The 23,022-nt window shown below is 37.6% G+C and carries 22 protein-coding genes, 2 pseudogenes and 1 other annotated feature; of the genes and pseudogenes, 17 read left to right on the top strand and 7 right to left on the bottom strand.

All coding sequences use genetic code 11. The annotated features are described in order from the left end of the window. The first annotated feature begins 5 nt into the window (after window positions 1-5). From DQN23_RS05115 to fni, 8 genes are all read left to right on the top strand, one after another. Window positions 6-884, top strand: a complete 879-nt coding sequence (locus DQN23_RS05115) for a transporter substrate-binding domain-containing protein (protein ID WP_111712854.1) — start codon at window positions 6-8, stop codon at window positions 882-884. Between the two features lie 9 nt (window positions 885-893). Continuing rightward, complete coding sequence (locus tag DQN23_RS05110; protein WP_111712853.1) at window positions 894-1,586, top strand: amino acid ABC transporter permease; 693 nt, start codon at window positions 894-896, stop codon at window positions 1,584-1,586. A gap of 10 nt (window positions 1,587-1,596) precedes the next feature. Beyond that, entirely contained in the window at window positions 1,597-2,277 is a 681-nt protein-coding gene (locus DQN23_RS05105) for an amino acid ABC transporter permease (RefSeq protein ID WP_111712852.1), read from the top strand. Between the two features lie 18 nt (window positions 2,278-2,295). Next, window positions 2,296-3,054 (top strand): amino acid ABC transporter ATP-binding protein, encoded by a 759-nt coding sequence (locus DQN23_RS05100; RefSeq protein ID WP_020916913.1) that lies wholly within the window; start codon window positions 2,296-2,298, stop codon window positions 3,052-3,054. A 112-nt stretch (window positions 3,055-3,166) separates the two neighbouring features. Then, window positions 3,167-4,045: a mevalonate kinase gene (mvk, locus tag DQN23_RS05095; protein WP_111712851.1), complete on the top strand. Its 879-nt coding sequence runs from the start codon at window positions 3,167-3,169 to the stop codon at window positions 4,043-4,045. Continuing rightward, window positions 4,027-4,962 (top strand): diphosphomevalonate decarboxylase, encoded by a 936-nt coding sequence (gene mvaD, locus DQN23_RS05090; protein WP_043895057.1) that lies wholly within the window; start codon window positions 4,027-4,029, stop codon window positions 4,960-4,962. The genes mvk and mvaD overlap by 19 nt, the downstream gene beginning before the upstream one ends. 1 nt (window position 4,963) lies before the next feature. Further along, on the top strand, window positions 4,964-5,962 hold the full coding sequence (locus DQN23_RS05085; protein WP_043895056.1) for a phosphomevalonate kinase: 999 nt from the start codon (window positions 4,964-4,966) through the stop codon (window positions 5,960-5,962). Next, the gene (gene fni / locus DQN23_RS05080; protein ID WP_020916904.1) at window positions 5,959-6,957 is read left to right on the top strand and encodes a type 2 isopentenyl-diphosphate Delta-isomerase; all 999 of its coding nucleotides are present in this window, start codon (window positions 5,959-5,961) and stop codon (window positions 6,955-6,957) included. The genes DQN23_RS05085 and fni overlap by 4 nt, the downstream gene beginning before the upstream one ends. Before the next feature lie 22 nt (window positions 6,958-6,979). On the opposite strand, the gene trhA is transcribed toward fni, so the two are convergent. From trhA to DQN23_RS05060, 4 genes are all read right to left on the bottom strand, one after another. Next, entirely contained in the window at window positions 6,980-7,636 is a 657-nt protein-coding gene (gene trhA, locus DQN23_RS05075; RefSeq protein ID WP_111712850.1) for a PAQR family membrane homeostasis protein TrhA, read from the bottom strand. Beyond that, entirely contained in the window at window positions 7,626-8,069 is a 444-nt protein-coding gene (locus DQN23_RS05070) for a DUF1836 domain-containing protein (protein ID WP_111712849.1), read from the bottom strand. Before DQN23_RS05070 ends, trhA begins: the two co-directional genes overlap by 11 nt. Window positions 8,070-8,230: 161 nt before the next feature. Next, window positions 8,231-9,502: a hydroxymethylglutaryl-CoA reductase, degradative gene (locus DQN23_RS05065; protein ID WP_111712848.1), complete on the bottom strand. Its 1,272-nt coding sequence runs from the start codon at window positions 9,500-9,502 to the stop codon at window positions 8,231-8,233. After that, the gene (locus DQN23_RS05060) at window positions 9,492-10,667 is read right to left on the bottom strand and encodes a hydroxymethylglutaryl-CoA synthase (protein ID WP_058813991.1); all 1,176 of its coding nucleotides are present in this window, start codon (window positions 10,665-10,667) and stop codon (window positions 9,492-9,494) included. Before DQN23_RS05060 ends, DQN23_RS05065 begins: the two co-directional genes overlap by 11 nt. Window positions 10,668-10,994: 327 nt before the next feature. On the opposite strand from DQN23_RS05060, the gene DQN23_RS05055 reads away from it, so the two are divergent. The 6 genes and pseudogenes from DQN23_RS05055 (at window position 10,995) to mmuM (ending at window position 16,945) form a co-directional block, all read left to right on the top strand. Beyond that, window positions 10,995-11,834, top strand: coding sequence for a thymidylate synthase (locus DQN23_RS05055; RefSeq protein WP_111712847.1), 840 nt, complete (start codon window positions 10,995-10,997; stop codon window positions 11,832-11,834). An 82-nt stretch (window positions 11,835-11,916) separates the two neighbouring features. Beyond that, window positions 11,917-12,411 carry a dihydrofolate reductase gene (locus DQN23_RS05050; RefSeq protein ID WP_020916898.1) on the top strand — a complete coding sequence of 165 codons (495 nt, stop codon included), beginning with the start codon at window positions 11,917-11,919 and terminating at the stop codon, window positions 12,409-12,411. A 226-nt stretch (window positions 12,412-12,637) separates the two neighbouring features. Continuing rightward, window positions 12,638-13,867 (top strand): ATP-dependent Clp protease ATP-binding subunit ClpX, encoded by a 1,230-nt coding sequence (clpX, locus tag DQN23_RS05040; protein ID WP_020916897.1) that lies wholly within the window; start codon window positions 12,638-12,640, stop codon window positions 13,865-13,867. Window positions 13,868-13,877: 10 nt separating this feature from the next. Then, the gene (gene yihA / locus DQN23_RS05035; RefSeq protein WP_043895055.1) at window positions 13,878-14,471 is read left to right on the top strand and encodes a ribosome biogenesis GTP-binding protein YihA/YsxC; all 594 of its coding nucleotides are present in this window, start codon (window positions 13,878-13,880) and stop codon (window positions 14,469-14,471) included. Between the two features lie 108 nt (window positions 14,472-14,579). Then, window positions 14,580-15,988 (top strand): annotated as a pseudogene (locus tag DQN23_RS05030) (amino acid permease). Between the two features lie 10 nt (window positions 15,989-15,998). Next, window positions 15,999-16,945: pseudogene (gene mmuM / locus DQN23_RS05025) on the top strand (homocysteine S-methyltransferase). Window positions 16,946-16,977: 32 nt separating this feature from the next. Here mmuM and DQN23_RS05020 read toward each other — a convergent pair. The 3 genes from DQN23_RS05020 to DQN23_RS05010 form a co-directional block, all read right to left on the bottom strand. Next, a complete protein-coding gene (locus DQN23_RS05020; protein WP_043895254.1) occupies window positions 16,978-17,646 on the bottom strand; it encodes a YoaK family protein in 669 nt (222 codons plus the stop codon). Between the two features lie 199 nt (window positions 17,647-17,845). After that, complete coding sequence (locus DQN23_RS05015; protein WP_111712846.1) at window positions 17,846-19,954, bottom strand: AAA family ATPase; 2,109 nt, start codon at window positions 19,952-19,954, stop codon at window positions 17,846-17,848. Between the two features lie 324 nt (window positions 19,955-20,278). After that, window positions 20,279-21,223 (bottom strand): IS30 family transposase, encoded by a 945-nt coding sequence (locus DQN23_RS05010; protein WP_233422854.1) that lies wholly within the window; start codon window positions 21,221-21,223, stop codon window positions 20,279-20,281. Between the two features lie 226 nt (window positions 21,224-21,449). Next, window positions 21,450-21,585: a sequence feature (ribosomal protein L10 leader region), on the top strand. Between the two features lie 28 nt (window positions 21,586-21,613). Between DQN23_RS05010 and rplJ the strand changes: the two genes are divergently transcribed. From rplJ to DQN23_RS04990, 3 genes are all read left to right on the top strand, one after another. Next, a complete protein-coding gene (rplJ, locus tag DQN23_RS05000; protein ID WP_111713083.1) occupies window positions 21,614-22,117 on the top strand; it encodes a 50S ribosomal protein L10 in 504 nt (167 codons plus the stop codon). A 68-nt stretch (window positions 22,118-22,185) separates the two neighbouring features. After that, window positions 22,186-22,554, top strand: a complete 369-nt coding sequence (gene rplL / locus DQN23_RS04995) for a 50S ribosomal protein L7/L12 (RefSeq protein WP_004232036.1) — start codon at window positions 22,186-22,188, stop codon at window positions 22,552-22,554. Between the two features lie 126 nt (window positions 22,555-22,680). After that, entirely contained in the window at window positions 22,681-23,007 is a 327-nt protein-coding gene (locus tag DQN23_RS04990) for a hypothetical protein (protein ID WP_111712845.1), read from the top strand. Window positions 23,008-23,022 lie beyond the last annotated feature (15 nt).

Here is a 23,022-nt window from a genome sequence, read left to right as displayed (position 1 = left end):
GTTATATGAGTAAGAAAAAATGGATTATTTCAGGAGGCGTTATCGTAGCACTTGTTGCAGCAACTATTGTTGGACGTCAATTGACAGGGAAAAATTCAGCAAGTGCAGATAGTTCATCAGAAAGCTCTGAAAAAGTGACAACTTTGCAAGTCGCTCACAACCAAAACTATGTTCCATATGATTATATCAATGAAAAAGGTGATAGCGATGGTTTTGAAGTTGCGGTATTGAAAGCTATTGATGAAAAATTGAAAAACTATAAATTCGATTACACTGGAACAAGTGATGAAGATTTGTTGATTGGACTTGAATCTGGCAAATATGATATTGGTGTCAAAGGTGCTTGGTACACTGAAGAACGTGCTCAAAAATTCATTATTCCTGATGAAGCTATCGGTGCAAGTGTTATTGGCTTTGCTATTCGAAAAGAGGACGAATCTAAATACAAAGATATTGATTCTTTTGCAAAAAACGGTGGTAAGTTAGTGCCAATTTCCCCTCAAAATGCTCAATACAATGTGATTCAAGAATACAATAAGAAAGCTAAAAATCAGATTGAATTGACTGAGTCAGAAAGTTTCTCTGTTGCTGATGCCTATGCTTGGGTTCTTGAAGGTCGTTACGATGCTTATTTCTCAATTAAATTATCATTTGAAGAAGCGGTTCAAAAAGAAGATGGTGCTTATCATCAGTACGCTGATCAATTAACATGGTTCCCATATAAGGGAATTGAAACTTATCCGTTGATTCACAAAAATTCAACTAACAAAGAATTTGCAAAAGAGTATGACAAAGCAGTTAAAGAATTGCAGGAAGACGGTACGATTGCAAAACTTTCAGAAAAATACTTTGGAGAAGATGTCTTTAGTTATGTAACAGATTAGGAGGTGCCTATGGTTTCTTATGAACCGTCTCGTGTGATAAGAGTTATTCCTGAAATCTTGTCAGCTTTGCCTCTCACTCTTTGGATTTTAGTTGTGACTGTTTTATTAGGGAGCTTATTAGGTTTCTTACTAGCTTATGCACAAATATCGAGAGAAGCTAGCTTTTCTAAAATCGCAAAAGATTATGTTTTTATTTTGAGATGTACGCCACCGATTGTTCTCATTTTTCTTGTGTTTTATGGTTTACCTCGTTTTATTGAATGGTGGCTTGGCATCGATGTGAATGGCTGGTCTCGTGCGGTATTTGTCATTTTGGCAATGACTTTGCTGTTTGGTGCAAGCATTTCTGAAGTTTTTAAGTCATCTTATCAAGCTCTACCTAAGGAGCAATTAGAGGCTGGACTTAGCATTGGTCTGACAGAATATCAAACCTTTATTAGAATTCTTTTACCGCAGGCGTTTCGAATTGCACTTCCAAATATTGTGACAGCGATTATTAATCTTTTAAAAGATATTGCACTTGCTTATACGATTGGTTTAGTTGATTTAATGGGAGAAGGAAATCTCATCATTTCAAGAAATATGGGAAATTATTCTCTTGAAACTTATACGGCAGTTGCTATTGTTTACTGGGTTTTAGCCTTCTTCTTATCTTTTATTTCACTTGTGACTGAAAATGAATTGAATACCGAAAAGGGCTAAGGAGGAGATTATGGATTTTTCTTATATTTCAGAAACGTTTATCAAGGCTCTTGCAGGAATTCCGGTCACTTTAGGAATTATGATTGTTTCAATTCTTATCAGCTTTTTTCCGGCACTTTTTCTAGCATTGGGGCGTATTCACAAAGTAAAAGGTGTTACGGGATTTTCAGTTATTTATCTCGCCTTTATTCGTTCGACTCCAGCTATTTTACTGATTTTATTCTTTTATAGTCTTTTTCCAAGTTTGATTAATCAAGTATTGAAAGCTTCTGGTTTTAACGTTTTTGACATCAATCCTATTTATTACGCGTTTGTTATTTTTGGGCTTATGACAACAGGCAGTCTTTCAGAGATTATTCGGTCGAGTCTTTTGACGGTTAATAAAGGGCAACTAGAAGCAGCACTTGCTATAGGACTTACGAAAAAGCAAGCTTATTTGAGGATTATTTTTCCACAAGCCATTAAGCAAGCTCTTCCTAATCTTTGCAATCTTGTCATTAATCTAGTTAAAGGTACCTCTCTTGTTTTTGTAATGACAGTAAAAGATATAACGGCGATTGCTAAGGTTGAGGCAGCATATGGCTATCATTATTTTGAATCTTACTTTGTTATTTTTGTGATTTATATTATGATTTGTGGGTTGATTCAATATGCTTTTAAAGTGCTGGAAAGACGTGCTCAGATTGGTTGAGAGAAGATGGGAGAAGTTATGCTAACAGTTAAAAATATTGAGAAATCTTTTGGAGAAAAGAAAGTTTTAGATGGAATTAGTTTGACGGTCAATAAAGGGGATGTTGTTGCTATTTTGGGACCATCTGGGTCAGGAAAGACAACTTTTTTGAGAACGTTAAACCATCTTGAGGCGCCAGATTCGGGTCAGTTAGAGTTGGACGGAAAGACATATGATTTGGCAAAAATTAACCGTAAAGAGGTGCTTGAAATCCGCAAAAAAACAGCATTTGTCTTTCAAAATTATAATTTATTTGCCAACAAAACAGCCCTTGAAAATATCTTAGAAGGCTTAGTCATCGCGCGAAAAGTTCCAAAAGCAGAAGCCATTCCGATTGCTGAGAGTGCGTTAAAAAAGGTTGGTTTGTTAGAAAAAAGAGATTTTTACCCAAGCCAATTATCAGGTGGTCAACAACAACGTATTGGAATTGCGCGTGCTATTGCGGTAAAACCAGAGGTTATTCTTTTTGACGAACCAACGTCTGCACTCGATCCAGAATTAATCGGTGATGTTCTTGATGTCATGAAAGAACTTGCTAAAGAGGGTGTGACAATGGTGGTAGTTACTCACGAAATGAGTTTTGCGCGTGATGTTGCAACGCACGTTATTTTTATGGAAGGTGGGCATATCATAGAAGAAGGTGACCCGAAAGAATTCTTCACACGACCAAAAGAAGAACGTACCAAACAATTCTTGACACGAATTATTCCAGAATTAAATATTGACCCAGTGATTTAAACCAGTCTAAGGCTGGTTTTTTGCTTTTGGATAAGAAGATTTTAGTAAAAGTCGCTTTTTTTTCGGAACAATGATAAAATGGAGTGTAAAATAAAAATTGTAAGAGAAGAAAATGACTAAGAAAATTGGCGTCGGAAAGGCGCATAGTAAGATTATTTGGATGGGTGAACATTCAGTTGTTTACGGTTATCCTGCTATTGCGATTCCTCTTCAAGGAATTGAAGTAGAATGTCGTATCTATCCAGCTGATGAAAAAATTTACTTCGACTATTATGATACCCTATCAACTGCCGTTTATGCGGCTTTAGAATACCTTAACCATACAGATGTCGCTGTCTCGTATGACATTCGTTCAGAGATTCCACAAAAACGAGGTATGGGTTCATCAGCTGCTATTTCAATTGCAGCTATTCGAGCAGTCTTTGATTATTTTGAGCAAAGCATCGACATGGAGACGCTTGAAATTTTGGTGAATAAAGCAGAAATTATTGCTCATTCAAATCCGAGTGGCCTTGATGCCAAGACATGTTTGAGCGACAAGGCGATTACTTTTATCCGAAATATTGGTTTTAGTACACTTAACTTGGACTTGGATGCTTATCTTGTTATCGCAGATACAGGTATTTATGGAAATACTCGTGAAGCAGTTGAAAAAGTTGCACAAGCTGAGGAAGCTAATTTGCCACATCTTGCAGCTTTAGGCGACTTGACAGAGATGGTTCAAAAAGCGATTCAAGCCAAAACTATTTCTGAAATTGGTCCCTTGATGACAAAAGCACACAGTCACTTACAAGCAATTGGCGTTAGCATCGACAAAGCTGATCAATTAGTTCAGATTTCTTTAGAAAACGGCGCTCTAGGTGCCAAAATGAGTGGTGGAGGTCTTGGAGGATGTATTATCGCCCTTGCACAGACCAAAGCACAAGCAGAAAAAATTAGTAAAGCATTAACAGAAGGAGGAGCGGTTCAAACGTGGATCGAAAAATTGTAACGGTAAAATCATATGCCAATATCGCTATTATCAAATACTGGGGGAAATTTGACGCAGCTAAGATGATTCCAGCAACCAGCAGTATTTCGTTGACACTGGAAAATATGTTTACCACAACAAGTGTTTCCTTTTTACCAGATTCAGCCAGCCACGATGAATTTTACATTAACGGTGTTTTGCAAGACGAGAAAGAGCATGCTAAAATTTCTGCCATCATTGACCAGTACCGTGGTGGACGTTCCGAATTTGTCAAAGTTGAAACTAGCAATAACATGCCAACCGCTGCAGGTTTATCATCAAGTTCAAGTGGACTTTCAGCACTTGTAAAGGCTTGTAATGAACTTTTTGAAACTGGCTTAAATCAAGCAGAGCTGGCACAAAAAGCCAAATTTGCTTCAGGTTCATCATCACGTTCATTCTTTGGACCACTTGCTGCTTGGGACAAAGATTCTGGTGAGGTTTACCCAGTTCAAACTGACCTCAAGCTTGCTATGATTATGCTTGTATTAAGCGATAGTAAGAAACCAATTTCTAGCCGTGAAGGTATGAAACGTTGTGTTGAAACGTCAACAACTTTTGCAGATTGGGTGAAACAATCTGAACAAGATTACAAAGATATGCTTGTCTATCTTAAAGATAATGATTTTGAACGTGTTGGAGAATTGACAGAGCGTAATGCCCTAGCTATGCACGATACCAACACACACGCAAACCCACCATTCAATTATTTGACGGATGACAGTTACAAAGCAATGGACTTCGTTAAACAACTGCGTTCAGAAGGTGAGAAATGTTATTTCACGATGGATGCAGGACCAAACGTCAAAGTTCTTTGTTTGGAAGAAGATTTGGAACGTTTGACAAAACGTTTTGAAGAAAACTATCGTGTCATTGTTTCACGAACTAAGGAATTATAAGATGAAAATGATTAAGGTTCAGACTGGTGGAAAGTTGTACATCGCTGGTGAATACGCGGTGCTAACACCAGGTCAAACAGCTGTTATCAAGAATATTCCCATTCACATGACAGCTGTGGTTAAAGACGCCAAAGACATTAACCTTTTTTCTGACATGTTTGATTATACTGTTGGCATGACACCAGATAGCAAGTATGCACTGATTCAGCAAACAATCGTAACTTTATTTGATTATCTTGGCAAGTCTGCTGAAGAAATACCACCCTTTTCTCTTGAAATCACTGGAAAAATGGAGCGTGATGGTAAGAAATTTGGTATTGGTTCAAGCGGGTCAGTTACTGTTTTAACCCTAAAAGCTCTATCAGCTTTTTATGAGTTGAACTTGTCAGCTGATTTGATATTTAAGTTGGCATCATATACCTTGCTAAAATTAGGTGACAATGGTTCTATGGGGGATATTGCTTGCATTGCTTATGATGATTTGGTTGCCTTTACTTCATTTGATCGCCAGCAAGTAGCAAAATGGATTGGAACGGAATCGATTCAAGATGTACTTGATAAAGACTGGGGCTATCAAATTGAGGTTATTAAACCAGCTTTGCCATGTGAGTTTTTGGTTGGTTGGACTATGCAGCCCTCTATTTCAAAAGACATGATTAATCTGGTTAAATCTGCTATTTCACAAGAATTTTTAGCAGCAACTGAAAAAGAGGTCCAGCTTTGCAAACAAGCGCTACAATCTGGTGACAAAGAAAGTGTCAAAAAAGCACTTCAAAACATGAGTGATTTATTGCTAGGCTTAAGCTCAGCTATTTACAACGATAAACTTTTAGCCTTAAAAGCTGCCGAAGATGGTCTAGATGTGATTGCTAAATCATCAGGTTCAGGCGGTGGTGATTGTGGTATTGCAATATCATTTAATCGTGAAGATAGTCAAGAACTTATCAAGCGTTGGCAAGAAGTTGGCATTGAGCTACTAGACATGGAGGAATTAGCATGATGAACCGTAAGGATGAGCATATCAAGTATGCACTAAAATACCAATCACCGTATAATTCATTTGATGATATGGAGTTGATTCATCGTTCGCTTCCTGATTATGATTTGAGTGAGATTGATTTGCATACGCATTTTGCGGGGCGTGATTTCGACTTTCCGTTTTACATCAATGCTATGACAGGTGGTTCAGAAAAAGCAAAAGACGTCAATCGTAAACTTGCTCAAGTTGCGCAAGTGACTGGACTGGTTATGGTTACAGGTTCTTATAGTGCTGCGCTGAAAAATCCAGGTGATGATTCTTATCCAAGTAAAGTAGATTACCCAGATTTGCTTCTTGCAACTAATATTGGTATTGACAAACCCTATGAACTGGGACTTCAGACTGTTGAAGAAATGCAGCCGATTTTCTTGCAAGTTCACGTGAATTTGATGCAGGAACTTTTGATGCCTGAAGGAGAACGTGAATTTCGTTCTTGGAAACAACATTTAGCTGATTATGTGACAAAAATGTCAGTTCCTGTTGTCTTAAAAGAAGTCGGATTTGGTATGGATTTAAAAACCATTGAGACGGCTTACGACTTAGGTATTAAAACCTTTGATATTTCAGGCCGTGGTGGAACAAGTTTTGCCTACATTGAAAATCAACGTGGTGATAATCGCTCCTATCTAAATGATTGGGGCCAAACAACCGTGCAAAGTCTTTTGAATGCCCAATCAATGGTTGATAAAGTTGAAATCTTAGCTTCAGGTGGTGTTCGTCATCCGCTTGATATGGTCAAATGTTTGGTGCTTGGTGCTAAAGCAGTTGGCCTTTCACGAACTGTCTTAGAATTGGTTGAAAAATATCCTGTTGACAAAGTTATCGATATCATTAACGGGTGGAAAGATGATTTGCGTCTTATCATGTGTGCCCTCAATTGCAAAAGCATCAAAGATTTAAAAGAAGTCGATTACCTTTTATACGGAAAATTACAAGAAGCAACAAAAAAACACTGATGTTAATCAGTGTTTTTTTATATTACAACATGAAATGCACGATTGCGATGTATTGTAAGATAGATGCAAGCAGGATGAATAAGTGCCAAATCATGTGGTCATAAGGACGTTTTCTAGCGTAGAAAATCGCACCAATTGTGTAAGCTAAACCACCAGCAAGCATCAAACTCCAAAAGACAACACCAGTTTTACTAATAATACTTGGAATGATAAAGACAACCAACCAACCCATTAGCAAATAAAGAAAGAGTGAGAATTTATCATTGATTTTTTTAGCAAAAATCTTGTAAAGAATGCCAAAGATTGTTGCTCCCCACTGCAAGACAATGATTAAGTAACCTAACCAGCCACCGACAAGTGAAAGAGCAACTGGCGTGTAAGAACCAGCAATAGCAATATAAATCATGCTATGGTCGATAATACGTAGAACAAATTTTTGTGGTGAGTCATATTGCATTGAATGGTAGATTGTTGATGACATGAACATCAAAAACAAACTAATATCAAAAATTGACATCCCAACAGCAGCCTGCATGCCATAGTGGCGATAACTGTAAATAGCTGTAATTGGCAAGAGTACCAGCATTGCAACAGCACCGACAGCGTGAGTGATACTATTTGCAACCTCTTCACCAAAAGAAAGGCGTTTACTAAGTTTTAGAGTCATGCTAGTTTTCATGGGATTCTCCTTCTAATGCGTGAACCAATTCATGGGTTTGAAAATATAATTTTAGCGTTTGGCAAGCTGAGACAACCACAGGTGGTAAATCATCCATTTTTTCACCATTCATACAAGCGACAAAGTCATCGTAGCGTTTTTGTGACTGGTCTTCATCGATCAAGAGTGCCAAAGTTTGGCTGATTTCTTGGATAGAAAAAACATTTTTCAATGCAGTAATGACAATCAATCTAGCTACTTGCTTACGATTGTATTTCTTTTTAACAGGTTTTTCTAAGTGACCATGTTTGACATAATTATTTATCATAGAAGCTGTCAAGCCTTTTTCATCCTGTTGATTGGCTTTTCCAACTTGATTAACGTAAAGAAGTACTTGATCTAAGTACAAATCAATCTCTGGTAATTCAGACCATTTTGGATAATTTGATTTCATAAATTTATATTTACCTCTTTATCTAGTATCTATAACTAGATTATATAATTATCAAAAATTAAAGTCAAGAAAAAATTGTCCAGTGGACAATTTTTTCACAAGCCTGAAAATAGAAAATGAGCCATGCCCATTAGACACGACTCACTTATTAAATTTTTTGTTTAATTTCGCAAGTTTAGTAAGATGTGTTGCGCAGTCTCAAGATTCATGTGCGGAGCTTCTAGTAAAGCTTTTACAACTTCAGAGACTTCTTTATCTTTGGCACCAGCAAGAAGTGCAAGTGATTTAGCTTGTAATTTCATGTGACCGGCTTGAATACCAGTTGAGGTTAAAGCTTTAACAGCAGCAAAGTTCTGTGCTAAACCAACTGAGACGATGATTCGTGCCAACTGTTTGGCATCGGGATGACCAAGAAGGTCGTGCGCAATTTTTACTGTTGGATTAAGACCAATTGAGCCACCACGTGTTGCGATTGGCATTGGAAGGGTTAATTGGCCACGGAGAACTTGCGCTTCTTCGTCAAATGTCCAAGTTGCTAGACCGCGGTATTGGCCATCTTTACAAGCGTAAGTGTTAGCACCTGCTTCGATAGCACGCCAGTCATTTCCAGTTGCCATAACGACTGCATCAATACCGTTGAAAATACCTTTGTTGTGCGTGCTTGCACGGTAAACATCCTCTTGGGCTAATTTGCTAGCTAAGTGGAATTTTCTAGCTAACTTTTGAGCTTCCTCCTTGTTACGGCTGAGGTAGCGAAGGTCAACTTGACAATCTGCGGTAACAAGAGATTCTGTTGCGTAGTTTGATAGAATAGCCATCAAGCTTTTACCGCCTGATAATTCTTCTAAGATTGGAACTAAAGCTTCCATCATGGTATTAACCATGTTAGCGCCCATAGCTTCTTGAGTATCAACCGTTAGGTAGACAATTAAAAAGTCGTCTTTTTCATCGATGCTCAATTCGCGTGCCCCGCCACCACGTTTAACGATAGAAGGGTGTGCATCATTTGCTAGGCTAATTAATTGTTCTGTGTGTTCGACAATGGCTTTTTTAGCAGCACTTTTATTTGGAACGTCGTAAAGAGCAACTTGCCCAATCATTTTACGAGAGTGAACTTGAGTCTTGAAACCTCCAGAACGTTTGATGATTTTAGCTGCAATGCTAGCAGCAGCAACCACAGAAGGTTCTTCGGTTACCATAGGAACATTAAATGTTTTATCATCGATTTGAAAATCTGGCGCTAGTGAAAATGGAAGTGAAAAAGTTCCCAAGACATTTTCAGCCATTTGATTAGCAGTTTCTAGCGAGAGAAGTTCATCTTTTTTTAAGCTTTCTAAGCGTTCTACGCTAATGAGTTCATTTTTTTCCAGATGTTCAAGGCGTTCAGCCAACGTTTTTTTGGAGAATCCTCCCCAAGTCACTTTATTTGTCATTTACTTTACCATAGATTCTTTGATGTTCATGAATTTCTTTGAGAGCAAATGCACCTGTTTTGTATTCAGGGATATTGGCGTTTCCTTCTGAATCAATAACAACTTCCTCAAAGAATAATTTTTCGTAGTCTTCAACAGATAAACGAATGCGGTTTTTAAGAGTTTCTAAACGGTTAGTTTGTAGCATGTCTTTAAAACCATCAACCAAAGTTGCTGAAAAGATTTCTGCGACAGCACCACTACCATAACTGAAGAGAGCAATCTCATCACCAGCTACAAGATTTTTAGAATTCTCAAGAAGTGAAAGAAGACCTAAGTATAGTGAACCAGTGTAGATATTTCCAACTTCTTTACTATAGAGAATAGTGCTTTCAAAGTTTTCCTTGAGTTTTTCTTTAAAGTCTTCTGGTAGGTTTTTATCCATGACTTTGTTAAAGCCTTTAAGGGCTAATTTAGGAAATGGAAGGTGGAAGCAGAAGGCTGAGAAATCTGCAAGAGAAGTGTTGAAGCGTTTTTGGAATTCTGCCCATGTTGTTTTCAACATATCAAGGTATTGTTTTGTAGAGTAAATACCGTTAACGTAAGGGGTAGTAGAGTAGTTTGGACGCCAAAAATCCATAATATCGCGTGTTTGGGCAACTGAGTTGTCATTAAGTAGCAAGATTCGTGGGTCTTTTGAAATCAACATAGCAACACTACCAGCACCTTGAGTAGGTTCACCAGGGGTGTTAACACCATAGCGAGCAACGTCTGAAGCGATAACTAAAACTTTTGATTCTGGGTGTTTTTGAACATGCAAACGAGCGTAATCAAGCGCTGCCGTTGCACCATAACAAGCTTCTTTCATTTCAATGCTACGAGCAAAAGGTTGGATGCCCAAGAGACTGTGAATATAAGTAGAAGCAGCTTTACTTTGGTCAACAGATGATTCTGTTGCCACAATAATCATATCAATAGTCTTTTTATCTTCCTCGCTTAGGATGCTTTCCGCAGCAGAAGCACCAAGTGTCACAATATCGTCATTGATTGGCGTGATACTTAGATTATTTAATAGGAGACCTTTGCTGTATTTATCTGGATCAACATTGTGGCTTTCGGCCAAGTCGTCCATATTCAGCACGTACCGCGCTGTTGCAAATCCTATTTTATCAATACCAATTTTCATGAAAAAACCTTTCTTTTTATTGAATTTCTAATAAATGTTAGGGATTTTATCTTCATTCTTACTGGCCTAACAAGTTTTTAAAAGGTGGGGAAATCCTTTTAAATAAGAAATTCTTTTTTATTAAATTTACGGCGTGACTAATTGTCCAAAATTAATTTTAACATAAAGTTGGCAAAATACCCTATAAAAAAATTGTTTATTTTACCCTTCAAAGTAGATTGTGAAATCATATTAATTCGTTTAAAATGCTGGTAATTTTCAACATTTTTGATAAAATAGGAGTAATGAGCCATTTTTTATGGTTAAAAAAATTTAGAGGTGGATAGCATGACAAAAGCAGATGTTATTTTTAAAGAAAATATCAAAAAAATTATGAATGAAGGGGTATTTTCAGAGAATGCACGTCCTGTGTACCAAAGTGGTGGACAAGCAAATTCTAAATATGTAACAGGTGCTTTTGCGGAATACGACCTTAGTAAAGGTGAGTTCCCAATTACAACCCTTCGTCCTATTCCCATTAAAAGTTCTATCCGCGAAATCTTCTGGATTTATCAAGATCAAACTAATGACCTTTCAGTTTTAAATCATAAATACAATGTTAAATACTGGAATGATTGGGAAGTTGATGGCACTGGTACAATCGGTGAGCGCTACGGTGCGGTTGTTAAAAAACACGATATTATTCGTAAAATCTTAAAACAACTCGAAGAAAATCCATGGAATCGTCGCAATGTTATCTCACTTTGGGATTACGAAGCTTTTGAAAATACAGACGGGCTTTTGCCATGTGCTTTCCAAACCATGTATGATGTCCGTCGTGTTGACGGTGATATTTACCTTGATGCGACATTGACACAACGTTCAAATGATATGTTGGTCTCTCATCACATCAATGCCATGCAATACGTGGCCCTTCAAATGATGATTGCCAAACATTTCGGATGGAAAGTTGGTAAATTCTTCTATTTTGTAAATAACCTTCATATTTATGATAATCAATTTGAACAAGCAGAAGAATTATTACGCCGTCAACCAACTGACTGTCAACCACGTTTGGTTTTGAATGTGCCTGATGGAACAGATTTCTTTGATATTAAACCAGAAGATTTTGAATTAGTTGATTACGAACCCGTTAGACCGCAATTGAAATTTGATTTAGCTATTTAATCTTTTTCAGTGGCTTTCGTATCGCATCTCAGCATTTTTATAGGAAATCTGATAAAATGAAAGTAATCAATGAGAGGACAATATGACAAAGAAAATCGTTGCAATCTGGGCTGAAGATGAAAATCGCTTAATCGGGGTAAATGATAGATTACCTTGGCGTCTCCCAAAAGAATTGAAACACTTTAAAGAAACAACGATGGGACAAGCCCTGTTGATGGGACGTGTAACCTTTGACGGTATGAAACGTCGCATTTTACCAGGTCGCGAAACTTTGATTTTGACACGTGATAAAAACTTTAGAGCCGATGGTGTGACTATTGTTCATGATGTAGAGCAAGTCCTTGATTGGTTTAAAACTCACGACAAAACCCTTTATATCGTTGGTGGGGCAAGTATTTATGAAACTTTTTTGCCATACTGTGATGCTATCGTTAAGACAACGGTTCATGGTGAATTCGAAGGTGATACTTATTTCCCAGATCTTGATTTAAAAGCTTTTAAAAAGGTTTCAGAGTCATTTAACGAAAAAGACGACAAAAACGCCTACGATTTTACGATTACAGTTTTTGAAAAATAAAAAACACAGGGAGAAAGGAATGCAAAGAAGTATTTTTGGTGTGTTCACGGCTCTACTGGCAGTTATCTGTTTTTTGTGTGCTCTCCCAGCACTTAGAAAAAAACGTTATGGGTTAGCTGTCCTTTTATTTTTGAATGCCTTTACTAATGTAGTAAATACCATTCATGCCGTGTATGGTACCTTGTTTTAAGAAATAGAGAAAGTATAAAGTTAGAGAGAACAAAAAATGGTTGGAAATCGAACAAATGATGTAAAAGTTTATTGCTCATTTTGTGGAAAAAGCCAAGACGAAGTAAAAAAAATCATTGCCGGAAATAACGTATTTATCTGTAATGAATGTGTGGCTTTATCCCAAGAAATTATTAAAGAGGAGTTAGCAGAAGAAGTTCTCGCAGATTTGGCTGAAGTTCCAAAACCAAAAGAATTATTAGCAACCCTCGATGAATATGTTGTCGGTCAAGAACGCGCTAAACGTGCCCTCGCAGTGGCTGTATACAACCACTACAAACGTGTTTCATTTGCCGAAAGTCGTGATGAAGAAGATGTTGAATTGCAAAAATCTAACATCTTATTGATTGGACCAACTGGTTCAGGGAAAACTTTCCTTGCTCAAACCTTGGCGAAAAGTTTAAACGTTCCATTTGCGATTGCTGATGCGACATCATTGACAGAAGCAGGATACGTTGGTGAAGACGTTGAAAATATCCTTTTGAAACTCATTCAAGCAGCTGATTTTAATATTGAACGCGCAGAACGTGGTATCATCTACGTGGATGAAATTGATAAAATTGCCAAAAAAGGTGAAAATGTCTCAATCACTCGTGATGTTTCAGGCGAAGGTGTTCAACAAGCTCTTCTTAAAATTATTGAAGGAACAGTTGCTAGCGTGCCACCACAAGGTGGTCGTAAACACCCGAACCAAGAAATGATTCAAATCAATACTAAGAATATCCTTTTCATCGTTGGTGGTGCTTTTGACGGTATTGAAGATATTGTTAAACAACGTCTCGGTGAAAAAGTTATTGGTTTTGGTCAAAATAACCGTAAGATCGATGAAGATGCTTCTTATATGCAAGAAATTATCTCGGAAGATATTCAGAAATTTGGTTTAATTCCTGAATTTATCGGACGTTTGCCAGTCGTTGCTGCCCTTGAACAATTGACAACAGATGATTTGGTACGAATCTTGACAGAACCTCGTAATGCCTTGGTTAAACAATACCAAACGCTTCTATCATATGATGGTGTTGAGTTGGAATTTGATGAAGATGCCCTTCAAGCTATTGCTAATAAAGCAATCGAACGTAAGACAGGTGCACGTGGACTTCGTTCAATCATTGAAGAAACAATGATGGATATCATGTTTGAAATTCCAAGTCGTGTAGAGGTCACTAAAGTCCGTATTACAAAAGATGCCGTTGAAGGCAAAGATAAACCAATTTTAGAGATTGCCTAAGGAGAAGAGAATGACTGAGTATTTAAATACCCATAATGCCTCACTTCTGTTAAGTGCAGCTAATAAATCACATTACCCACAAGATGAGCTCCCTGAGGTTGCTCTTGCTGGTCGTTCAAATGTTGGTAAATCTAGTTTCATTAACACTCTTTTAGGACGTAAGAATTTAGCTCGTACTTCAAGTAAGCCTGGTAAAACACAATTATTGAATTTCTATAACATCGATGACAAGTTACGCTTTGTCGATGTTCCAGGTTATGGTTATGCCAAAGTATCTAAAGCTGAACGTGCTAAATGGGGCAAAATGATTGAAGAATATCTTGTTAGCCGTGACAATTTGCATGCGGTGGTCAGTTTGGTAGATTTTCGTCATGACCCAAGTGCTGATGATATTCAGATGTATGAATTCTTGAAGTATTATGAAATTCCAGTTATCGTGGTAGCAACAAAAGCTGATAAAATTCCACGTGGTAAATGGAACAAGCATGAATCAGCTATCAAGAAAAAATTGAATTTTGATAAATCTGATAAGTTTGTTGTCTTCTCATCGGTCGACCGTACTGGTTTGGATGAAGCATGGGATAGCATTTTAGAAGAATTGTAATAATGAAAGCTTGAGATGAAAATTTCAGGCTTTTTTCATTGTTATAGTTTTTAACTAAGTGCTTGATAGTTAAAGTCTATTATCATTTTTGAAACTCTTGTGATATGTATGATAGATATATTACGAATTGAGAGGCTTATATGGAAAAATCATAATTTTGAAAATGAAGGTCAATTCCAGCGTAAGATGACGAGCAGGTATTTGTTTATGTCGTCTTTGGGTGGTGTTATCGGAACAGGTTTGTTTTTGAATTCTGGCTACACGATTGCTCAAGCAGGTCCTTTAGGAGCTGTTTTGTCTTATCTGGTTGGAGCAGTTGTCGTTTATCTGGTCATGTTATCCTTTGGGGAACTAGCTATTGCTATGCCAGTCACTGGCTCATTTCATACCTATGCGACAAAATTTATTAGTCCAGGAACAGGTTTTACAGTAGCTTGGCTTTACTGGATTTGTTGGACGGTGGCTCTTGGAACGGAATTCTTAGGATCAGCAATGCTTATGGGACGTTGGTTCCCAGATGTTCCGACTTGGCTTTTTGCGACGTTTTTTGCTTGAGTCATTTTCGCTATCAATGCACTGAGTGTTCGTAGCTTTGCAGAAACTGAGTCTTTCTTTGCTTCAATTAAAGTGATTGCTATTATCATCTTTATTGTGTTGGGTCTGGATGCAATGCTTGGTTTAGTGAGTTTTGAAGGTCAACATAAAGCAATCTTATTTACCAATCTAACTGCTAATGGTGCCTTTCCAAAAGGTTTTGCTACTCTGATTTCAGTGATGTTGACGGTTAAATATGCTTTTTCTGGAGCTGAACTCATCGGGATAGCTACGGGTGAGACCGATAATCCAAAAGAGGCAGTGCCAAAGGCGATTAAGACAACTATCGTACGTTTGGTTATTTTCTTTGTTTTTACCATTCTCATCTTGGCATTACTTTTGCCAATGAAAGAAGCAGGAGTGTCAACGGTACCGTTTGTTGATTTTTTTGACAAAATGGGAATTCCATTTGCAGCTGATGTAATGAATTTTGTTATTCTAACGGCCATTTTATCTGCTGGAAATTCAGGACTTTATGCTTCAAGTCGTATGCTGTGCTCACTAGCCAATGAAGGCATGTTATCGAAAAAATTGTTAAAATCAATGAACACGGCGTGCCAATGCGAGCTCTCTTATAATCAATGATTGGTGCGGTACCGGCTCTATTTTCAAGTATTTACGCAGCTGATACGGTTTATCTTGCTTTGGCATCTATTGCTGGTTTTGCCGTAGTTGTTGTCTGGTTATCGATTCCTCTTGCACAGATTAATTTTCGAAAGAGTATTTTGAAAAATCATTCTCTAGATGAGTTGTCGTACAAAACGCCAATGACGCCAGCCTTACCTTACTTTACAATTGTGCTATTGTTAATTTCTATTGTCGGAATTGCTTGGGACGCATCGCAAAGAGCAGGTCTGTATTTGGGACTTCCATTTATTGCTTTGTGTTATTTGTATCATTACTTACGTTATAAAAAATGGTAGAAGAGATGTTATGAGTAAACTTAACGAATTACTAGAATCAACTGATTATCTTATCTTGGATGGGGCTCTTGGAACTGAGTTAGAAAATCGTGGTCATGATGTGTCAGGAAAATTGTGATCAGCAAAATATTTGCTGGAAAATCTGCAAATTATTCAAGAACTTCATGAAGATTATTTACGCTCTGGTGTTGATATTGTGACAACATCAAGTTATCAAGCAACGGTTCAAGGACTAGAAAATTATGGTTTGTCAGAGAAAGAGGCACTTGACACTATTGCCTTGACAGTTGAATTGGCTAAAAATGCTCGTCAAAATTTTTGGCAATCTTTGGTAGATGATGAGAAGAAAAACCGTGTCAATCCATTGATTGCTGGCGATGTTGGACCTTATGCACAGCTTACTTAGCAGATGGTTCTGAGTATATTGTGGATTATCAGTTGTCAAAAGAAGCTTTTAAAGATTTTCATCGTTCGCGCATTCAGACTTTGCTGGCGGCAGGAAGTGATTTTCTAGCCATTGAAACTATCCCAAATATGGCAGAAGCTACAGCTTTGGTTGAATTGCTGGCTGATGAATTTCCTGATACGGAAGCCTACATGTCTTTTACGACACAAGATAGTCAGAAGATTTCTGACGGGACACCAATGACTGAGGTTGCAAAACTCTGCAACAGCAGCAAACAAATCCTTGCTTTTGGGATTAATTGTAGTCGTCCGGCGATTATTTCAGATTTGTTGAAGGCTAGTCGTACAATTTCTCAAAAACCTTTGGTAACTTATCCAAATTCTGGAGAAATTTATGACGGGGCAACACAGACTTGGAAATCATTACCAGACAATTCACATACCTTGTGTGAAAATAGTCAAGTTTGGCACAAACTCGGTGCAAAGACTATTGGCGGCTGTTGCCGAACAAGACCAGAAGATATTAAGCTTTTGACTGATAAATTAAAATAAAAACGTTTGGAGTTTTCCAAACGTTTTTTTGATTATAGATTTGTTTCTTGAAGACGGTAGCGGATAACCACACTTGTGTAATGATAAACGATAGCAGCTAAGGTAAGCGATACTACCCAGATGGTTTTTACTTGAATGAAATGGTGGACAATCGCGACAAAGATAGCACCAATGATAAAGCTAACAACGACCAAAGAATAGTTCACAGCTTGTCGTTTCATTTTTGCTGTTTTTTCTTCAACAGTTAAGTAGTTGTGCCATGTTGTAATCATTTTACGGTAATTTCCTGAAGTCATCAAAATGGAATAAGCATGTGATTCAATCTGGCTACCAGAGAATGTCAAAGTTAGTAAACCAGTACCCACTGCTAAAAGAATTACCCAAAGTAAACGATTCTCAGGCAATAGTGGTAAAGCAATCGTTACAGCTAATAAAGGTAAAATAGCATAGGCACGCCAAAAGGCTGTTCTAGCTTTGGCACGTACACGCAATCCAAACATAAATCCGAGTGAAAAGAATAAAACTGAGTACAAACGGATAAGTGTCTGATGGAGTGAACTATGACTAATATCAGCGATAAGAAAAAGAATATTTCCGGTTTGGGTGGCAACAAGTGTGTCAAATTGAATTTGGCAATAGACGTCTAGGGCTCCACCTAAAAATCCGAGTAAAACAGCTTCAAAACGACTATTCTGAGGCATGTATTCTAAATCATTCACACCATGTCCTTCTTTCTAATAGAGTCAACAGTCATATTGTAACATTTTATAAGATAAGGTACTAGGGGGTAGAAAAATCATACTTGTCCTATGTTATGGTAGAAAAAGCCCAACCCATGACAAGTCGGGTTGAGCTCTTAAGAGATTAGGAGTGCTTAGAAATTGGAGTGACTTAATAGGCTTATTTTTCGCTGATGACAAGTTCTCCGTCAACCATATCAGCTTTAAGGTGTTTAACATCTGTGTGATCAAGGTAGAAATCAGTGATTTTATCACGAATTTCTTGTTCGATAACACGGCGGAGTGGTCGAACACCCATGGCTTCATCGTAACCTTCTTCGATAAGGTGTTGTTTAGCGTCATCGCTGACAACCAAATCAATCCCTTTCTTAGTAATAGTCTTGCTAACTTCAGCTAGCATCAAGTCAACGATTTCGTTTAAGTCATCCTTAGTCAAGTGAGAGAATTCGATGATACCGTTGAAACGGTTAAGGAATTCAGGACGGAAGTAAGGAGCGATGCGATCCATAATCTTCATATCTTTATCTTCTTGACCAGTCAAGGCTTCATTACCAAAACCAGCGTTGGAAGTGGCGATGATAACTGTGTTTTTGAAGTTAATAGTATTACCTTGACCGTCAGTCAAGCGACCGTCATCCAAAACTTGAAGAAGAAGTGTGATAACTTGTGGGTCAGCTTTTTCAATTTCATCAAGAAGAACGATTGAGTAAGGATTTCGACGAACACGTTCAGTAAGTGTGTTATTGTTGTCATCGTAACCAACATAACCAGCAGTTGTACCAATCAACTTAGAAACGGCTGTGCGGTCAGAGTACTCAGACATGTCTAGACGGATGATTGCATCTTTTGAACCAAACATATCAAGAGCTAATTGTTTAGCAAGTTCTGTTTTACCAACACCAGTAGGACCTACGAAGAGGAAGCTACCAATTGGTCGGTTTCCTTCATCAAAACCGGCACGGTTACGGCGAATAGCACGAGCAACAGCATCTACAGCTTTGTCTTGACCAATGACTTTACCTTTCAAACGACTAGCTAATTCTTTCAAACGTTCGATATCGCTTGCGCCCATATTTGAAACAGGCACACCAGTTAGACGTTCAACGGATTCAGCCACGTCGTTAACAGTTGCAGTGACTTTTTTATCTTCTGTGTGATTGTCGATTTGTTTTTGCAATTCTTCGATACGCACTTTAGCATTAAGGGCTGCTTCGTAGTCTTCTTTAGCGGCAGCAGCTTCTTGTTTTTCTTTTTGTTCTGCAATTTCTTTTTCAAGTGATTTAACATCAGTTACAGGATGTTGTGCAGCTAAGTGAGCAGCAGTCATATCGATTAAGTCGATCGCTTTATCTGGTAAACTACGTTGTGGAATGTATTGGATTGAAAAGTCTACAGCAGCTTTCAAAACGTTATCTGGAAGGATAACATTGTGGTGTTTTTCGTACAAGTCACGAATACCCATCAAGATATTAAAGCTGTCTTGAGCAGAAGGAGCGTTAACTTTAACTTCGTTGAAACGACGAGCAAGCGCAGCATTTTTCAAAATTGTATTGCGGTATTCGTCTTGAGTAGTTGCACCAATAACAGTCAATTCACCACGAGAGAGAGCAGGTTTAAGAATATCTGCTAGACCTTTAGAACCAGAGTCACCACCAGTTGAACCAGCTCCAAGAATTTGATGAATTTCATCAAAGAAGAGGATGATATTACCTGCGTCTTTGACTTCTTTAATCATATTTTGAATGTTTTCTTCGAAAGCACCACGGTATTGTGTACCAGCTTCAAGCCCAGAAATATCAATTGAGATGATTTCTTTGTTTTTGATTGCAGCGGGTACATCACCGTTAACAATAGCTTGTGCTAATCCTTCAACTACAGCTGTTTTACCAACACCAGCATCACCGACAAGAACTGGGTTGTTCTTTGTACGACGTGATAAGATTTCGGCAGTTTCTTGAATTTCCTTGTTACGTCCAATAACGGGATCAAGTTCGTTGTTACGAGCACGTTCAGTCAAGTTCGTTCCAAGTTTAGCCAAGATACCATCTTCTTTAGGTGCAGAAGTAGGAGCGCCTTCTTGATAATCAGCATTTCCTGGGAGTTTACCAGTTTGTCGGTATTGAGCAAATTCTTCAGGAGTTACTTCGCGACCATTAATTAGGTAGCGTTTATTTTCTGAATTGTAGCCTCCCATGTTACCCATTAATTGGTTGAAGATATCATCCATATTTCCAAAAGGATCTCTCCCGTAAAATTGATTGTTTGCCATGTATAATTACCTCTTTTCATTCTTAAAATAATTCCAAATGATATTATGCTATGATTTGGAAGATTGAAGGTCAAATCCCTTTAGTCTTTACATATCAGAGTAGAGAGGTCATATTTAAAGAGATTTATCGATTGTTCCTATCAATCACCTTCTGAGGATATAATACACCTTTAGTCAGTAAAAGTCAAATATTTATGCACGGAAAATATGATTTTTTTATCTAGTAAGCGTTTTATATTTTCAAAACTAATACTATAGTATGATCGAATACTATAGTATGATTGAAGGCGTTTTACTAGAAAAATAAAAAAGTCAATTAGCGTGTTATTCGATAGTAGAAAAGAGTAAAAGCCAAATTTCAAGTTCAAATGAGCCAGCCTGTAAAAACTCTTTAGGAGATTTATAATTGAATAGTTTCTTTAGATAGTTATTAATCCAGTTTTCAATAAATGCGACTTGTTGTTGAGTCGCATTTTTGCTTCCCTTAGGCAACCAACGCCGGATGAGTCTATTATGATTCTCATTAGTACCACGCTCCCAAGAAGAATACGGGTGGGCATAGTAGATATGAGTAGGGTCAAAAACTTCTGCTAAACGACTGAACTCAGCCCCATTATCAGCTGTGATAGAGTTCATTTGATAATCCTTGAGGATTGCTTTCAGAGCTTGATTGACTGAAAACGCGGACTTATCGGGAATGAGTCGAATAATTTGATAACGACTCTTTCTATCGGTTAGAGTCAACAGACACTCGTTTTTTGCCCGTGTTTGAATAACCGTATCAATTTCAAAATCACCGATATTCTCACGCTTATTAATGCTTTCTGGTCGTTCCTCAATAGACTTTCCAGCTGGCTTAAAATTGGGACTAGCATGCTTTTTCTTAGCTTTCTCTTGTCGAGGATAAAGCATATCAGCCTTGGTCAATCCTAAGTGTCCATGATGAATCCAGTAGTAAATGGTGGAGATGGGAACAGGTATCCCTTTTGACTTTACCATCATCTCGGGAGAGTATTTCTGTTCGATGTAGTGAGTTATCTTTTCTTTGAGTCCCTTGGTTAGGGAGGCTTGTTTAACAGAACGTTTGCGATTGTTTTGATAGGCTTTTTGAGCAAAATCAGCTGAGTAGATCACTTCAAATTTTCCTTTACGCACTTGTTGTCTAACCTGACCACGTTTGACTTCGTTGTGAATGGTTTGAGGAGCTTTAGCTAATCTCCTAGCGATTTCACGATTTGAGAGCCCTTCTTGAAGCCAACGTTCAATCATTCTACGTTCAGTTAGTGTTAAATGTTTACTTTTTGGTATATAATAGTTTTACATCTCAGAGTCTTTCTAATTGTTGTTGTGGTGATTACAATTATATCTCTCTGAGATGTTTTTTTGATACCCTTAGGTGGCTAACTTCATTTTAGAACTTTCCAAAATAAAAAAATTAAACAAAAAAGTAAAAAAAGTGTTGACAGTTACAAAAATCTAAGTTATAATGATTAAGGTTTTGTAATGAAACTGACCTAAGACAGCAGGGGAGCTGTGCTCGTAATATTCCTGCCGAGGCACAAAACGTAATGATGAAATAACGTATTTGTACTTTCGTGTCTAGGTTTAGGTGCGAATTTTTTTGTACCTAGCCCAAAAATAATAACGGAGGTAAAACTAATGAGTGAAGCAATTATTGCTAAAAAAGCTGAACAAGTTGATGCTGTTGCTGAAAAAATGAAAGCTGCTGCATCTATCGTTGTTGTTGATTCACGTGGTCTTACAGTTGAACAAGATACAGTTCTTCGTCGTAATCTTCGCGAAAACGGTGTTGAATTTAAAGTTATCAAAAATTCAATTTTGACTCGTGCAGCTGAAAAAGCAGGTCTTGACGGAATGAAAGATCTTTTCGTAGGACCATCTGCAGTAGCATTTTCTAACGAAGATGTTGTTGCACCAGCAAAAGTTCTTGGTGACTTTGCTAAAGATGCTGAAGCACTTGAAATCAAAGGTGGGGCAATCGAAGGCGCTGTATCTTCAAAAGAAGAAATCACTGCTCTTGCATCATTGCCAAACCGCGAAGGACTTCTTTCTATGCTCCTTTCTGTACTTCAAGCGCCAGTTCGCAACGTTGCACTTGCTGTCAAAGCAGTTGCAGACAACAAAGAAGACGACGCTGCTTAATGCGCATGGTAGCCTAGAGCTACAAACAATTATCTAATAAAACATTAATATTTTTGGAGGAATCTACAATGGCATTGAACATTGAAAACATTATTGCTGAAATTAAAGAAGCTTCAATCCTTGAATTGAACGATCTTGTAAAAGCTATCGAAGAAGAATTTGGTGTAACTGCAGCTGCTCCTGTAGCTGTAGCTGCTGCTGGTGCTGCAGACGCTGGTGCTGCTAAAGACTCATTTGACGTTGAATTGACTTCAGCTGGTGACAAAAAAGTTGCTGTTATCAAAGCTGTACGTGAAGTTACAGGTCTTGGTCTTAAAGAAGCTAAAGCTCTTGTTGATGGTGCACCTGCTAACGTTAAAGAAGGCGTTGCTACTGCAGAAGCTGAAGAAATCAAAGCTAAACTTGAAGAAGCTGGAGCTTCAATCACTCTTAAATAATAGAGCAACTACTCAAGTAGCTTAATAAAACAGAAGCCACTGGTCAATTGACTGGTGGTTTTTTTGTTGACAATTGTGAAGTGGAAGACTAAAATTTGATTAACAGTACTTGCTAGGAGAAGTCAGATGAAGAGATTCTCGTTGTATGTTAGGTTGCTATATAGTGTTATATTTCTAGTAACTATCGCCTTTGTTCCACTCTCACCAGAAGAAGATGCACTTCATTTTAATAATGGTTTAATGGCTGGTAAAGAAAGTAGGGTTAATCTTTTTATTTATCCATTTCTTACTTTAATTCTTGGCGAAGCGGGAATTCTTTGGTCAAAATGGTATCGTAAAAAGACTAATCTGAGAAGTTACCCCATACTTTTAGCAAGTGAAATTAAATTTATTCAAATCTTATCATTGATCGTGTTGATTTTTATTTTAGTCATCTTACATCAAGTGTTTTAATTTTACTAAAACGAT

Source organism: Streptococcus lutetiensis (assembly GCF_900475675.1).
GTDB lineage: Bacteria > Bacillota > Bacilli > Lactobacillales > Streptococcaceae > Streptococcus > Streptococcus lutetiensis.
This window is presented reverse-complemented; position numbering and strand designations above follow the sequence as displayed.